Consider the following 14,185-nt stretch of genomic DNA (forward strand, 5'->3'; position numbering starts at 1 on the left):
TGGAAGGGCTCCGGTCGATCGGGGCCCTTCGCGGGGAGGTGGCGACCGCGATCTCCAGCGAAAGAAAATCTTTCGCCTTTGCGCACTCCTTACTGAAGGATGTTGCTTGTTGACGAGACTCTGATGTAATTCTTGTTGACAAGTGATGCGTGACACGGGTCCGGGAGGCCGACGATGACCGCTCAGCACGACACCGTCCGCGATGTGGCACCGACCGACGTACCTGCTCCCCGCGAGGCCGCGACCGGCGTGGTCGAATCCCTGAAGGCGCAGGTCACCGGCGACCTGATGAACATCGTCGTGGACCTCGACGCCGGAGACGGCTGCCGGCTGCGCGATGCGCGCGACGGCACCGAGTACCTGGACCTGACGATGTTCTTCAGCTCGGCGCCGCTCGGGCACGGCCACCCGGGCCTGCGCACCGCCGAGTTCGAGGCCGCGCTGGTGCGCGCCGGACGGGTGAAACCGTCGAACCCGGACTTCGCCACCGTCGAGCAGGCGCGCTTCGCCGAGACCTTCCGCCGCGTGGTCGGCATCGACGAGCTGCCGCTGCTGTTCTTCATCGACGGCGGCACGCTCGCGGTGGAGAACGCGCTGAAGGTCGCCTTCGACTGGAAGACGAAGCTCAACGCCCGCAACGGGATCGCCGTGCGCGGCTCCCGCGTGCTGCACCTGGAGAAGGCCTTCCACGGCCGCAGCGGCTACACGCTGTCGCTGACCAACACCGATCCGGCGAAGATCCGCGACTACCCGATGTTCGACTGGCCGCGCATCCCCAGCCCGGCGGTCGAACCGGGCGAGCGGTGGGACAGCGCCGGGCTCCTGCCGGAGGAGGAGGCCTCGCTCGACGCCGCGCGCGCCGCGCTGCACCGCTACGGCCGGGAGATCGCCTGCTTCGTGTACGAGCCGATCCAGGGCGAGGGCGGCGACCGGCACCTGCGCCCGCAGTTCCTGCGGGCCGTGCAGGAGCTGTGCCGCGAGCACGACGTGCTCACCGTCGCCGACGAGGTGCAGACCGGCATGCTGACCGGTCAGGCGTGGGCGCACCAGGCGCTCGGGCTGGAGCCCGATCTGGTGGCCTTCGGCAAGCGCCTGCAGGTGTGCGGCGTGATGGGCGGCAGGCGGGTCCTGGAGATCGCCGACAACGCGTTCCGCGAGCCCAGCCGGATCAGCTCCACCTGGGGCGGTTCGCTGTCCGACATGGTGCGCGCGACCCGCATCCTGGAGGTCGTCGAGGCCGAGGGCCTCTTCGAGCACAGCCGCCTGATGGGCGAGCTGCTGCTCGGCGAGCTGCGCGACCTGGCGGTGGAGTTCCCGTCCCTGATCAAGGCCCCCCGAGGTCGCGGCCTGATGTGCGCGATCACCTTCCACGACCCCGCCGACCGCGACCGCGCCCTGGCCCTGGCCCGCGACAACCACCGGACCCTGTTCCTCCCGTCCGGTCCGGACTCCCTGCGCGCCCGCCCGCCGCTCTCGGCGCGCCCGGAGGAACTGGTCGACGCGGCAGCAGCCCTCCGCAAAACCCTCGCCGACCTCACCTGACCGCCGAATCCAGCGAGGCGAAGGGCACCTTTCCCCAACTATGCGAGCGAAAGGTGCCCTTCACCCCACCTCATCCGAGTGAGCAGGTGAAGGGCACCTTCAGGCGAGCAAGTTGCCTGAAGGTGCCCTTCACCGCGGTCCGTCAGCTGTGGGGTGCGGGTCAGATCCAGCCCTCTTGCCAGGCGTGGCGGGCGGCTTCGTGGCGGGTTGACACGCCCAGCTTGGTCATGGCTGAGGAGAGGTAGTTGCGGACCGTGCCCTGGGCGAGGTGGACCTCCGCCGCGATGGTGGCGATCGTGCCGCCCTGCAGGGTGTGCGCGAGCAGCTCCAGCTCGCGCTCGGTGAGCGGGCAGGTGCCGCTGGTCAGCGCGCTGGCCGCGATCTCCGGGTCGATGTAGCGGCCGCCGTCGTGGACGTCTCGCAGGATCGCCGCCAGGCGGGACGCCGGTGTGGTCTTGGGGACGAAGCCGCGGATGCCCGCCGTCAGGGCGCGCTTGAGGACGCCGGGTCGCGCATGGCGGGTGACCAGCACGATCGGCACCTCCGCGGCCACCTCGCGGGCGGCCTGGACACCGTCGACCTCGGGCATCTCCAGGTCGAACACCGCGATGTCCGGCGCGTGCTCGCGCACCGCGCGCACCGCCTCGGCGCCGTTGCTGCACTGGGCGACCACCGAGAGATCGGGCTCCAGGTCCAGCAGCGCCGCGAGGGCACCGCGGATCAGGTCCTCGTCGTCGGCCAGCACCACACGGATCACGATGTCCTCCCCAGCTCGGCGGCTCCGCGCAACTCGAACCAATCGTCCACCAGGCGCCCTTCGACGTGACCGCCCATGGCGCTGAACCGCTGGCGCAGCCCCTCGATGCCCGACCCCGCCGCCTCGTTCGGCGGCTTCACGCGGTCGTTGCGCAGCACGATGCTGGTGCGCGGCCCGTCGACGACGATGCGCAGCTCGCAGTTCTCCGCGCGGGAATGGCGCAGGACGTTCGTCGTGCCTTCGCGCACCAGCGCGCCGAAGAGCGGTTGCAGCGGCGGCGGGACGAGTGCCGCATCACCGTCCACTGCGGTGCGAACTCCGGCGGCTTCCAGGATCTCGCGGGCGTTTTCGAGCTCCGAGGTGAGCTTGGTGTGGCGGTAGCCGTGCACCACGTCGCGGGTGTCCTTCAGCGCAGTCCGCGCGATCTCGGCGATCTCGGCGGCCGATGCGCGCGCCGTCGCGTCGTCGACGCCGATCAGCCGCTCGGTCAGCTCGCCCTTCAGCGCGATCACCTGCAGGTGGTGGCCCTGGATGTCGTGCAGATCGGCGGCGAACCGCAGCCGCTCGTTGGCCACCGCCAGCTCGGCGCTGACCGTCCGGGCCCGGTCGAGTTCGAGCACGATGTCCCAGAACCACACCGAAGCCAGCACCAGCGCCATGACCACCGACACCAGGACCGCGATGAACAGGCCGGGGATCAGCCCGCGCAGCGGGTCGGTCGGGGAACCCGCGAAGGTGCCGATCACCGCCACCACCAGCGCGGTGCCGATCGCCAGCGGCCAGCGCCACCGGTACGGCGCGGCCGAGACGTGCACCCCGGCCAGGCCGCTGACCACCATCGACCACAGCGCACCGCTGCCGTCCTTGTGCATCGTGTAGGCCATCGCGCCCAGCGCGGCGGCGAACACCGCGACGTGCACCACCGGCCGCTGCTTGCCGTGCCCGAGGCCCTGCATGAGGCTCCGGGCCATCCACGTGCCGTCGATCGCGGAGGCCACCGCGACCAACGTCAGCAGCACGACCTCGACGGTGCCGTAGCGGCCGTCCGAAGCTCCGGCCAGGAGCAGGAACAGCGGGGCCAGCACGTAGCACGGCTGCATCGGGACGATCGTCCACCACGTGTACCGGCGCAGTCGCCGGATGCGCCGGGGGTCGAACTCGGGAGTGCTCACCGGTACAGCATCGGACATCCTCGGCGATCGGCCGCCGGATATGACATGAGTCATCGATTGTGCTGACAGATCGGCGGCCGGGTGCTGACGCCAGCGCACTACCGGCGCCCGGCCCGCCCGGCGAGGCTTGAGCCATGACAACACCAGTGATCAGCGTGCAGGGCCTGCGCTGCCGCTACGGCGAGTTCGAAGCGGTCCGCGGGATCGACTTCGACGTGCAGCCCGGTGAGCTGTTCGCACTGCTCGGCACGAACGGCGCGGGCAAGACGACGACGCTGGAGACCATCGAGGGCCACCGGGAACCCAGCGGTGGCGTCGTGCGCGTCTTCGGGCAGGACCCGCGGCAGGACCGCTCGATCCGCCGCCGCATCGGCATCATGCTGCAGGAGGGCGGCTTCGCCGGTGACCTGACGGTGCGCGAGACCGCGGAGCTGGGCAGCGCGCTGACCGCGCGGACGTCCGATGTGGACGAATCGCTCGCCGCGGTCGGGCTGGCCGGGCGGCGCGAGGTGCGCGTCCGGCAGCTCTCCGGCGGTGAGCGCCGCCGCCTGGACCTGGCGCTGGCGCTGCTCGGCGAACCGGACCTGCTGTTCCTCGACGAGCCGACCACCGGGATGGACCCGGAATCCCGCAGCGCCACCTGGGACCTGGTGCGCGGACTGCTCGCGCGCGGCACCACCGTGCTGCTCACCACGCACTACCTGGAAGAGGCCGAACGGCTCGCGCACCGGCTGGCGATCATGCACGAGGGCCGGATCGCGGTGTCCGGGCGGCTGGTCGACGTGCTGGCCGCGCACCGGGCCCGGATCAGCTTCGACACCCACCGCGACGCGGTGCTCCCGCCGCTGGCCGGAACGGCCGAGGTGACCGGCACGCACGTCGAGATCCGCACCCCGGACCTGCAGCGGGACCTGCACGCACTGCTCTCGTGGGCGGACGGTCACTTGGAGCTGAGCGGGCTGCGCGCGCACCACGCATCGCTGGAGGACGTCTTCAAGGGCGTCCGGGAGGAGGTACTGGTCGCATGACCTCGGCCGTTCTCGCCCTCGGGCGCACCGAGTGGAAGCTGCTCTCGCGCAACAAGGCCGTGCTGATCAGCGCGACGCTGCTGCCGCTGATGCTCGGGTACGTGCTGGCCAGCAACGTCCCCGCCGACGCCGGGCCGGCCGCCTGGTCCATGGTCCTGGGCATGCAGGTGCTGGCCGTGCAGGGCTTCACCATCTACTTCACCACGACCGCGACGCTGGCCAGCCGCCGCGAGGACCGCTACCTCAAGCGGCTGCGCAGCGGTGAGGTGTCCGACGCGGTGATCCTGGGCGGACTGCTGCTGCCGGTGGTCCTGCTCGGCCTGGCCCAGACGGCCGTGGTGCTGGCCATCGCGACCGCCATCGGCGCTCCGGCGCCCGCCAACCCGCTTCCGCTGGTGCTCGCGGCGCTGCTCGGGAGCGCGATGTCGCTGGTGGCGGGGGCTGCGACCAGCGGCTTCACCGCGAGCTCGGAGCAGGCGCAGATCACCACCATGCCGTGGTTCCTGGTGCTGGTCGGCGGCTCGGTCTGGGTGTCGATGAGCGGCGAGATCACGCCGCTGACCTACCTGGTGCCCAGCGGCGGCGTGATGGACCTGGTCGGCCTGGCCATGACCGGCGGAGACGTCCCCAGCGCGCTCCCGGCCACCGGCGCCCTGCTCGCCTGGACAGCACTCCTCGCGATCCTCGCCCGCACCTGGTTCCGCTGGGAACCGCGCGTGTGAGGGTGGTGGTCAATTTCGTACGAAATTGACCGCGGCCGGTTTCGCGAGCTCGGGGGTCTCGCGAAACCGGCTCAGCGCCAGGAGGGCAGCCAGAGCTCGGCCTGCCAGCGCTCGGGCGTGATCGGATCACCGTTGAGGACCGGCCACAGCCAGATGAAGTTGGCCACCACCAGGCCCACGTACAGCGCCACCGCCAGCAGCCCGGTGCGGCGCCGCTCGAAGTGGTCCCGCCCGGTGCCCAGCACCTCGCCCAGCACCAGCACGATCCCCAGCACCAGGAACGGTGCCAGCGGCGTCGCGTAGAAGTAGTACATCTGCCGGTCCAGGTTGAGGAACCACGGCAGGTAGCCCGCGCCGTAGCCGACCAGCACCGCGGCGTAGCGCCAGTCCATCCGGCTCGTCGCCCGCCAGACCGCCCAGCCCGCGACCGGCAGCGCCAGCCACCACATCGCGGGCGTGCCGATCAGCATCGTCGCCTCGACGCAGTTGGACCGCCCGCAGCCCGGCATCCCGGATTCGTAGTAGTAGAGCATCGGGCGCATGCCCATCGGCCACGCCCACGGCTTCGACTCCCACGGGTGCGGCTCCTTGGGAGTGACCAGGTGGGTGTGGAAGTCCAGCACGTTGAACTGGTAGAAGAGCAGCGACCGCAGCGGATCCGGCAGGAAGCCCAGGCCGACGTCGTCGGAGACCAGCACGGCGTGCCGGTCGGTGGCGGTCTCGCTGGCGAACCACAGCGCCCAGGTCCCGAAGTACACCAGCAGCGGGATCGCCACCAGCGACCACAGCGCGGGCGCGGTGTCGCGCAGCAGCGCGGCCCGCCACGGGCGCGGCACCCCGGCCGCCCGCCTGGCCAGCGCATCCCAGATCACGCTGAGCAGGCCGAACGCCATGATGTAGTAGATGCCGTTCCACTTGACGCCGCAGGCCAGCCCGAGCATCAGCCCGGCGCCGAACCGCCACCAGCGGAACCCCAGCCGCGGCCCCCACCGGCTGTCGCCCAGCCTGCCCTCGACGCAGACCTGCCACATCCGGCTGCGCACCTGGTCGCGGTCGGCCAGCAGGCAGGCGAACGCGGCCAGCAGGAACATCGCCTGGAAGATGTCGAGCATGCCGACCCGCGACTGCACGTGGCTGACGCCGTCGCAGATCAGCAGGATCCCGGCGAGCGCGCCGAGCATCGTGGAGCGGGTCATCCGGCGGGCGATGCGCACGATCAGCAGCACCATCAGCGCGCCGCTCAGCGCGGCCGTGATCCGCCAGCCCCACGGGTTGTAGCCCAGCAGCCACTCGCCGATGGCGATCAGCTGCTTGCCCACCGGCGGGTGCGCCACCAGCTCGTAGCCGGGGTTGTCCTCGTAACCGCCGTTGCGCAGCATCTGCCACGCCTGCGGCACGTAGTGCTTCTCGTCGAAGACCGGCGTGCCCTCGTTGGTCGCGTGCCCGAGGTCCCACAGCCGCACGACGACGGCGATCAGCGTGATCGCGAGGGTGACCAGCCAGCCGCGGAGCCGGTCGGCGGGCATCGTCACGTCCAGCAGCGGGAGGGGATCGCTCTCGCCCGGCTGCCGCGCCGGTGGTGTGCGGCCGACGTGGACGAGATCGTCTGCGCTGCGGCCACCGGGAGTGGGGACGAGGACGCTCACGACCCCCGATCGTAGGAGACCGGCGGCGTTCCCGGTCCGGCGACGGTGGAAAGAGCCACGCGGGAGCGGTGGCGCCTGCGTCATTAGGCTCGCTGTCATGGACTCCGGGACGCTCCTGCTCGCCGCCACGCCGCTCGGCGACGTCCGCGACGCCTCCGCGCGGCTGATCGAGGCCCTCGGCTCGGCCGACGTCGTCGCCGCCGAGGACACCCGGCGGGTGCGGGCGCTGGCCAGCGCGCTCGACGTCGTGCCCACGGGCAAGGTGGTCAGCTACTACGAGGGCGTCGAGACGGCGCGCGCTCCGATGCTGCTCGACGCGCTGCGCGAGGGCCGCACGGTGCTGCTGGTCACCGATGCGGGCATGCCCAGCGTGTCGGACCCCGGGTACCGCCTGGTCACGGCGTGCGTCGCCGAGCAGCTGCCGGTGACCTGCCTGCCCGGCCCGTCCGCCGTCACCACCGCGCTGGCGGTGTCCGGGCTGCCTTCGGACCGCTTCTGCTTCGAGGGCTTCCCGCCGCGCAAGCAGGGCGAGCGGCGCCGCTGGTTCGGCCGGCTGGCGGCGGAGGAGCGCACCTGCGTGTTCTTCGAAGCGCCGCACCGGCTCGCCGACGCGCTGGCCGATGCCGCCGAGGTGCTCGGCGGGGAGCGGCGAGCGGCGGTCTGCCGCGAGCTGACCAAGACCTACGAGGAGATCCGCCGGGGCGGCCTCGCGGAGCTGGCGGCCTGGGCCGCCGACGGCGTGCGCGGCGAGATCACCGTGGTGCTCGGCGGAGCCGAGCCGGAGGTGGCCGACCCGGCGGACCTGGTGGAGCAGGTGGAGCAGCGCGCGGCGGAGGGCGTGCGGCTGAAGGACGCGGTGGCGGAGGTCGCGGAGCTGGCGGGCGTCCGCAAGAAGGAGCTCTACGACGCCGTCCTCGCCGCCCGCCGCTGATCGCGCCGTCTAGGCGAGCAGGGCGAGGGCCGGGGCGGCTTTGGCCAGGACTTCGCGCCACTCGTGGTCCGGGTTCGAGTCCGCCGTGATGCCACCGCCGACGCCCAGGTGGAACACGCCGTCGGCGTGCTCCAGGGTCCGGATGGCCACGTTGAGCTCCAGGCCCGCCACCGGCGAGACCATGCCGACCGCGCCGCAGTAGACGTCGCGCGGCTGCGACTCCAGCTCGGCGATGAGCTCCAGCGCGCGGACCTTCGGCGCACCGGTCACCGACGCGGGCGGGAACGTCGCGGCCAGCAGTGCTGAGTTCGGCAGCTCCGCGGGCACCTCCGCCCGCACGTCCGAGACCAGGTGCCACACGCCCGGATGTGCCTGCACGTCCAGCAGCCGCGGCACGGTGACCCGGCCGACCTCGGCGACCCGGCCCAGGTCGTTGCGCGCCATGTCCACGATCATCACGTTCTCCGCGACGTCCTTCGCGGACGCGCGCAGCAGCTCGGCGTTGCGGTCGTCCTGAGGTCCCCGGCGCGGCAGCGTGCCCTTGATCGGGCTGGAGCGCACCACGCGCCCGCGCCGGGTGAGGAACAGCTCCGGGGACAGCGATGCGACCGCGCCCCACGATCCGGCCACGTAGGCGGCCCGCGCCGGGCGGAACCGAGCGCTGCCCGCGGCGAACACCTCCAGCGGATCACCCCGGAACGGCACCTCGAAGCGGCTGCAGATGTTGGCCTGGAAGATCTCGCCCGCGCCGATCTCCTCGACGCAGTTCAGCACCGCCTTGGCGTGCTCGTCGCGATCCGGCCGCCGCACCGGCCCCGCGGTCCACTCCGCGGGCGGCACCTCGTCGGACGTGATCACCTCGCCGAGCTCCGCGATCAGCTCGGGCGACTGCTCGCCGAGCGCCTCGAACCACCACTGACCGCTCGCATCGCGCCGCAGCACGTGATCGGCCCAGCCCCACGCGGCGGTCGGCAACCGCCGGGGGTGCGGGTGCCGACCGGGATCGGTGAGGCCGTAGCCGAGGTAGCCGATCCAGCCGCCGCCGACCGGCCCGCCCGGCTCGGCGCGCACCGGCGCGGTGTCGACCGTGGTGAAGGCGCGATCGGGCGGCGTGGCGTCGATCCGCACCGACGGCGCGAGCACGGCGGAGCCGCCGAACCAGTCGCCGGTCAGCGCAGCGGGCGGTGGCAGTCCGCGCAGTCGCGCGCGCACCGCCAAGCGGCGCAGCACCTGCTCGGCGCTCGCCGTCCCGTCCATCGACTGGGTGAAAACCGGCACGGCGCCAGTATGGCCTGCGCGCCACGCCGCCCGGCCACCGCCGACGGCCTTGTTGGCCTGCGGAAACGTCATCCCCGCGTACGGTGGCGGCATGGTGCGCGTGGTGGGTGCGACGAGGCTCACCCGGATCACCGGTGAGGATTCCCGCAACCGCACCGCCAGCCGGTTCGGGATCACCGCGACCGATCTGGGGATCCTCTGGGACGACGGCCGAGACGGCGTGCTGGTGGCCTTCGGCGACACCTACGGCGAGGGCTGGGGCGGACGCGGCGCCGGGCCCAAGAGCGCCGACTGGCGGTTCAACGTCATAGCCCGCTCCACCAGCACCGATCTCGACGCCGGGCTGGACTTCGACTGGGTGCTGCCGCGTGAGGACGGCGCGGCGGGCCAGTTCCTGCCCGCCGATCGCTCCGCGCGCGAGCACACCGTCATCCCGACCTCCGGCATCGCCATCGGCGGCCGCAACTACCTGCACTACATGTCCGTGCGCCGCTGGGGGATGCCCGGGGTGTGGCACACCAACTACGGCGCGCTGGCCCACTCCGACGACGGCGGCCGCACCTGGACGAAGTCCGCGACCGCGGTCTGGCCGAACAGCGGTCAGCGCTGGTGGAGCCGGTTCCGCCGCCGCGACCCGGGCGGCCACCCGTTCCAGATGATCGGCTTCGCCGGCGTGGTGGACGGCCGCGTGCACCTCCTGGGCACCCCGAGCGGCCGGTTCGGATCGGGCCACCTGGCCCGCGTGCGCGCCGAAGACCTGCTCGAACCGGCTGCCTACGAGTACTGGACCGGCTCCTCCTGGAGCAGCGACGTGCTCGGCGCCGAGCCGGTGCTCAGCGCCCCGGTCGCGGAGCTGTCGGTGCAGTTCAACCGCCACTTCGGCCAGTGGTTCGCGGTGCACCTCGACGAGCACCGCGCGGCGATCGTCCTGCGCACGGCCCCGGAGCTGACCGGCCCGTGGACCGACGGCGAGGTCCTGGTGGCGGGCGCCCGGTACCCGGGCCTCTACGGAGGCTTCCAGCACCCGTGGTCGGCGGACGGCCCGGCGATCCACTTCACCCTCACCCAGTGGATCCCCTACAACGTCGACCTCTTCCGAGCCGACCTCGCCTGAGGCCTGGTCAATTTCGTACGAAATTGACCATCACCCGGGTGAACGTCAATTTCGTACGAAATTGACCAGGCGCCCATCGCGACCTGGGGTTTTGGGTTTGGTGGGGTGCTCGGTCGGGGGAATCCGGCCGGGTTCGGCGCGTCACCTTTGCGATCTCGGGCCGTTGTGGTTCGCAGGATCCCCACGACGAGGTGAGGCGGAACATGCGGATCAGAGGTGTCCTGGCCGGATTGGCGGCGCTGCTCGCGGTCACCGCGGCGGCGAGCCCAGCGACCGCCGAGCCCGCGAACGTCGAACCCGCGCCACCCGGCGTCAACGACTGGAGCTGCCAGCCCAGCGAGGAGCACCCGACGCCCGTGGTGCTGGTGCACGGCCTCGGCGGTTCGGCCCCGACGAACTGGGCGTACATGGGTCCCAAGCTGGTCAGCGAGGGCTACTGCGTGTACGCGCTGACCTACGGCCGCCCGCCGCTGGTACCGCCGGTCACCGGCGGTTTCGCGCCGATGGAGGAGAGCGCGCCCGAGCTGGCGGCGTTCGTCGACGACGTGCTGGCCGCCACCGGCGCGCCGAAGGTCGACCTGGTCGGCCACTCCGAGGGCACCGTGATGCCGCAGTACTACCTGAAGTTCCTCGGCGGCGCGGACGAGGTGCGGCGCTACGTCGCGATCACCCCGCTCTACGACGGCACCACGCTGCAGAGCACCTCCGAGCTGCTGGACCGGCTGGCCGAGGAGATCCCGGTCGTCGGCGAGGTCCCGGACGAGCTGTGCGGCTCGTGCAGGCAGCTGTTCAAGGACTCCGACTTCATGAAGAAGCTCAACGCCGACGGCGCGGCGGTGCCCGGCATCGAGTACACGACGATCATGACGAAGTACGACCAGCTGGTCACCCCGTACACCAGCGGCCACCTGGACGGCGCGACCAACATCGTCCTCCAGGACGTCTGCCCGGCCGACTTCTCCGAGCACGTCGCGGTGGCCTTCAACCCCAACGTCGCCCGCCTGGTCCTCAACGCGCTCGACCCGGCCAACGTCCGGCCGGTCAGCTGCTGAACCGCCGTCCCGGGTTCGGCGGTTACGCGATTTCAATGGAAAACGGACCTCTGATTTCCATTGAAATCGCGTCGCTCCGGGCCCGGGGGCGGGTCGTGCGGTCTGATGCCCGGCGAACCCGGAACCCGTTCGAGGTCACACGGCTGCGAACCGTAGTCTGGTCGGCATGAGTGCCTCTGTGTTGACCGCTGTGGCTTGGCCCTACGCCAACGGTCCGCGGCACATCGGCCACGTCTCCGGCTTCGGTGTGCCCTCGGACGTCTTCTCGCGCTACCAGCGAATGGCGGGCAACCAGGTGCTCATGGTGTCCGGCACCGACGAGCACGGCACCCCCATCTCGGTGCAGGCCGAGAAGGAGGGCATGACCACCCGGCAGCTCGCCGACAAGTACAACCGGGTCATCGCCGAGGACCTGCAGGGCCTCGGGCTGTCCTACGACCTGTTCACCCGCACCACCACCGGCAACCACTACGCGGTCGTCCAGCAGCTCTTCCTCGCGCTGCACCGCAACGGCTACGTGCTGCCCAAGACCACGACCGGCGCGATCAGCCCGTCCACCGGCCGCACGCTGCCCGACCGCTACATCGAGGGCACCTGCCCGATCTGCGGTTACGACGGTGCGCGCGGCGACCAGTGCGACAACTGCGGCAACCAGCTCGACCCGGCCGACCTGATCAACCCGGTGTCCCGGATCAACGGCGAGAAGCCGGAGTTCGTGGAGACCGAGCACCTGTTCCTGGACCTGCCCGCGTTCACCGAGTCGCTCGGCAAGTGGCTGTCCACCCGCACCGACTGGCGCCCGAACGTGCTCAAGTTCGCGCAGAACCTGGTCGAGGACATGCGGCCGCGCGCGATCAGCCGCGACCTGGACTGGGGCGTGCCGATCCCGCTGGACGGCTGGCGCGACCAGCCGATGAAGCGGTTCTACGTGTGGTTCGACGCGGTGATCGGCTACCTGTCGGCCAGCGTCGAGTGGGCCCGCCGGACCGGTGACGCGGACGCCTGGAAGCAGTACTGGACCGACCCGTCGGCCAAGGGCTACTACTTCATGGGCAAGGACAACATCACCTTCCACGCCCAGATCTGGCCGACGCTGCTGATGGGCCACAACGGCCAGGGCGACAAGGGCGGCGAGCCCGGCCCGTTCGGCACCCTGAACCTGCCGGACGAGATCGTCTCCAGCGAGTTCCTCACCATGAGCGGGTCGAAGTTCTCCACCTCCCGCGGCACGGTGATCTACGTGCGGGACTTCCTGCGCGAGTTCGGCCCGGACACCCTGCGCTACTTCATCTCGGTGGCCGGCCCCGAGAACCAGGACACCGACTTCACCTGGGACGAGTTCGTCCGCCGCACCAACTTCGAGCTGGCCAACGAGTGGGGCAACCTGGTCAACCGCTCCATCTCGATGGCCGCGAAGAACAACGGCGCGGTGCCCGCCCCGACCGCGCCCAAGGCCGCGGACGAGGAGCTGAAGGCGTTGTCCCGCAACGCGTTCGGAACCGTCGGTGGTCACCTGGAGCGGTCCCGGTTCAAGGCCGCCGCGCAGGAGGCGATGCGCGTGGTCTCGGCGGCGAACAAGTACCTGTCCGACCAGGAGCCGTGGAAGCTCAAGGAGGACCCGGACCGCCGCGACGCCGTCCTGCACACCGCGCTGCAGGTGGTCTCGGACGCCAACACGCTGCTCACCCCCTTCCTGCCGCACTCGGCGCAGAAGGTGCACGAGCTGCTGGGCGGCACCGGGGTCTGGTCGGCGCAGCCGGAGATCCGCGAGGTGACCGACCTCGACGACGAGTCCATCGAGTACCCGGTCCTGATGGGCGAGTACGCGGCCGAGCAGGCGGCGTGGCGCTCCACCGACATCGAGGTCGGCCGCCCCCTGAACAAGCCGACCCCGCTGTTCGCCAAGCTGGACCCGAAGCTCGGCGAGACCGGCCCCGACTGGGCCCCGATCGAGAACTGATCCGCGCTGGTGAAGGGCACCTTTTAGCGAGTTACTTGCTAAAAGGTGCCCTTCACCCGTGTCGAACGTGGAGGTGCGATGAGCAAGCGGAAGCGGGAGCTGCCGCCGGTACCGGAGGCGCTGCCCGCGCTCGCGGTCGACGCGCACACCCACCTGGACGCCTGCGGGGCGAAGACGGCCGACGAGGTGCGGGCCGTCGTGGACCGGGCGGAGGCCGCCGGGGTCGGCCGGGTGGTGACGGTCGCCGACGACATCGCCTCGGCGCAGTGGGCCGTGGAGGCGTCCACTTGGGACGACCGGGTGTTCGCCGCGGTCGCGCTGCACCCGACCCGCACCAAGGACTTCAGCGACGCCGATCGCGGCCTGCTGGAGGAGCTGGTCGAGCACCCGCGGGTGGTCGCGGTCGGGGAGACCGGGCTCGACTACTACTGGGACTACTCGCCGCCGGAACCGCAGCAGGAGGCGTTCCGCTGGCACATCGACCTGGCCAAGCGCAGCGGCAAGCCGCTGATGATCCACGACCGCGATGCGCACCAGGACATCCTGCGGATCCTCGCCGAGGAGGGCGCCCCGGAGAAGGTGGTGTTCCACTGCTTCTCCGGTGACGCCGAGTTCGCGCGGGCCTGCGTGGCCGCCGGCTACGTGCTCTCGTTCGCCGGGACCGCGACCTTCCGCAACGCCAAGGCGCTGCGCGAGGCGGCGCGGCTGGTGCCGCTGGAGCAGATGGTGGTGGAGACCGACGCGCCGTTCCTCACCCCGCACCCGTTCCGGGGCCAGCCGAACGAGCCCTACTGCGTCAATTACACCCTGCGGGATCTTGCGGAACTCCGTGGTATGACGCTGGAAGAACTCGTGGTAGCGACGACGGCCACTGCCGAGCGGCTCTTCGCGCTCGATCAGGTGTAACCCGGGGTCGCCTTCCTTCACTCGCCGTCCTTTGCTATTGGGGTGTTCGACCGCGCCCGCTTGCAGTCCGCCGAGCC

General features: G+C 71.3%; 12 protein-coding genes. 8 read left to right on the forward strand and 4 right to left on the reverse strand.

Annotated features, from left to right (window positions below; all coding sequences use genetic code 11):
- The first annotated feature begins 174 nt into the window (after positions 1-174).
- Positions 175-1,542 (forward strand): L-lysine 6-transaminase, encoded by a 1,368-nt coding sequence (gene lat, locus OU416_RS28440; protein ID WP_270930110.1) that lies wholly within the window; start codon positions 175-177, stop codon positions 1,540-1,542.
- A gap of 160 nt (positions 1,543-1,702) precedes the next feature.
- On the opposite strand, the gene OU416_RS28445 is transcribed toward lat, so the two are convergent.
- Positions 1,703-2,299 carry a response regulator transcription factor gene (locus tag OU416_RS28445; RefSeq protein WP_270930111.1) on the reverse strand — a complete coding sequence of 199 codons (597 nt, stop codon included), beginning with the start codon at positions 2,297-2,299 and terminating at the stop codon, positions 1,703-1,705.
- Positions 2,296-3,471 (reverse strand): sensor histidine kinase, encoded by a 1,176-nt coding sequence (locus OU416_RS28450; protein WP_270930112.1) that lies wholly within the window; start codon positions 3,469-3,471, stop codon positions 2,296-2,298. The genes OU416_RS28445 and OU416_RS28450 overlap by 4 nt, the downstream gene beginning before the upstream one ends.
- A gap of 134 nt (positions 3,472-3,605) precedes the next feature.
- Between OU416_RS28450 and OU416_RS28455 the strand changes: the two genes are divergently transcribed.
- Complete coding sequence (locus tag OU416_RS28455) at positions 3,606-4,499, forward strand: ABC transporter ATP-binding protein (RefSeq protein ID WP_270930113.1); 894 nt, start codon at positions 3,606-3,608, stop codon at positions 4,497-4,499.
- A complete protein-coding gene (locus OU416_RS28460) occupies positions 4,496-5,221 on the forward strand; it encodes an ABC transporter permease (protein ID WP_270930114.1) in 726 nt (241 codons plus the stop codon). The genes OU416_RS28455 and OU416_RS28460 overlap by 4 nt, the downstream gene beginning before the upstream one ends.
- Before the next feature lie 71 nt (positions 5,222-5,292).
- Here the strand turns inward: OU416_RS28460 and OU416_RS28465 are convergent, their stop codons facing one another.
- Complete coding sequence (locus OU416_RS28465) at positions 5,293-6,867, reverse strand: dolichyl-phosphate-mannose--protein mannosyltransferase (RefSeq protein ID WP_372907216.1); 1,575 nt, start codon at positions 6,865-6,867, stop codon at positions 5,293-5,295.
- A 97-nt stretch (positions 6,868-6,964) separates the two neighbouring features.
- Here OU416_RS28465 and rsmI point away from each other — a divergent pair, with 97 nt between their 5' ends.
- Positions 6,965-7,798, forward strand: coding sequence for a 16S rRNA (cytidine(1402)-2'-O)-methyltransferase (gene rsmI / locus OU416_RS28470; RefSeq protein WP_270930115.1), 834 nt, complete (start codon positions 6,965-6,967; stop codon positions 7,796-7,798).
- A gap of 9 nt (positions 7,799-7,807) precedes the next feature.
- On the opposite strand, the gene OU416_RS28475 is transcribed toward rsmI, so the two are convergent.
- Entirely contained in the window at positions 7,808-9,055 is a 1,248-nt protein-coding gene (locus OU416_RS28475; protein ID WP_270930252.1) for an aminodeoxychorismate synthase component I, read from the reverse strand.
- A 112-nt stretch (positions 9,056-9,167) separates the two neighbouring features.
- Here OU416_RS28475 and OU416_RS28480 point away from each other — a divergent pair, with 112 nt between their 5' ends.
- From OU416_RS28480 to OU416_RS28495, 4 genes are all read left to right on the forward strand, one after another.
- On the forward strand, positions 9,168-10,190 hold the full coding sequence (locus OU416_RS28480) for a DUF4185 domain-containing protein (RefSeq protein ID WP_270930116.1): 1,023 nt from the start codon (positions 9,168-9,170) through the stop codon (positions 10,188-10,190).
- A gap of 203 nt (positions 10,191-10,393) precedes the next feature.
- Positions 10,394-11,242: a lipase family alpha/beta hydrolase gene (locus OU416_RS28485; RefSeq protein WP_270930117.1), complete on the forward strand. Its 849-nt coding sequence runs from the start codon at positions 10,394-10,396 to the stop codon at positions 11,240-11,242.
- Positions 11,243-11,408: 166 nt separating this feature from the next.
- Positions 11,409-13,202, forward strand: coding sequence for a methionine--tRNA ligase (gene metG / locus OU416_RS28490; protein WP_270930118.1), 1,794 nt, complete (start codon positions 11,409-11,411; stop codon positions 13,200-13,202).
- Between the two features lie 78 nt (positions 13,203-13,280).
- Complete coding sequence (locus OU416_RS28495; protein WP_270930119.1) at positions 13,281-14,108, forward strand: TatD family hydrolase; 828 nt, start codon at positions 13,281-13,283, stop codon at positions 14,106-14,108.
- Positions 14,109-14,185 lie beyond the last annotated feature (77 nt).

This window comes from Saccharopolyspora indica, assembly GCF_027853965.1.
Classification (GTDB): domain Bacteria; phylum Actinomycetota; class Actinomycetes; order Mycobacteriales; family Pseudonocardiaceae; genus Saccharopolyspora; species Saccharopolyspora indica.

Excerpts from the sequence above, each read along its gene's own strand:
- metG (WP_270930118.1), top strand. The coding sequence starts at position 11,409 with ATGAGTGCCTCTGTGTTGACCGCTGTGGCTTGGCCCTACGCCAACGGT.
- OU416_RS28495 (WP_270930119.1), top strand. The coding sequence starts at position 13,281 with ATGAGCAAGCGGAAGCGGGAGCTGCCGCCGGTACCGGAGGCGCTGCCC.
- lat (WP_270930110.1), top strand. The coding sequence starts at position 175 with ATGACCGCTCAGCACGACACCGTCCGCGATGTGGCACCGACCGACGTA.
- OU416_RS28460 (WP_270930114.1), top strand. The coding sequence starts at position 4,496 with ATGACCTCGGCCGTTCTCGCCCTCGGGCGCACCGAGTGGAAGCTGCTC.
- OU416_RS28485 (WP_270930117.1), top strand. The coding sequence starts at position 10,394 with ATGCGGATCAGAGGTGTCCTGGCCGGATTGGCGGCGCTGCTCGCGGTC.
- OU416_RS28455 (WP_270930113.1), top strand. The coding sequence starts at position 3,606 with ATGACAACACCAGTGATCAGCGTGCAGGGCCTGCGCTGCCGCTACGGC.
- rsmI (WP_270930115.1), top strand. The coding sequence starts at position 6,965 with ATGGACTCCGGGACGCTCCTGCTCGCCGCCACGCCGCTCGGCGACGTC.
- OU416_RS28480 (WP_270930116.1), top strand. The coding sequence starts at position 9,168 with ATGGTGCGCGTGGTGGGTGCGACGAGGCTCACCCGGATCACCGGTGAG.
- OU416_RS28475 (WP_270930252.1), bottom strand. The coding sequence starts at position 9,055 with ATGGACGGGACGGCGAGCGCCGAGCAGGTGCTGCGCCGCTTGGCGGTG.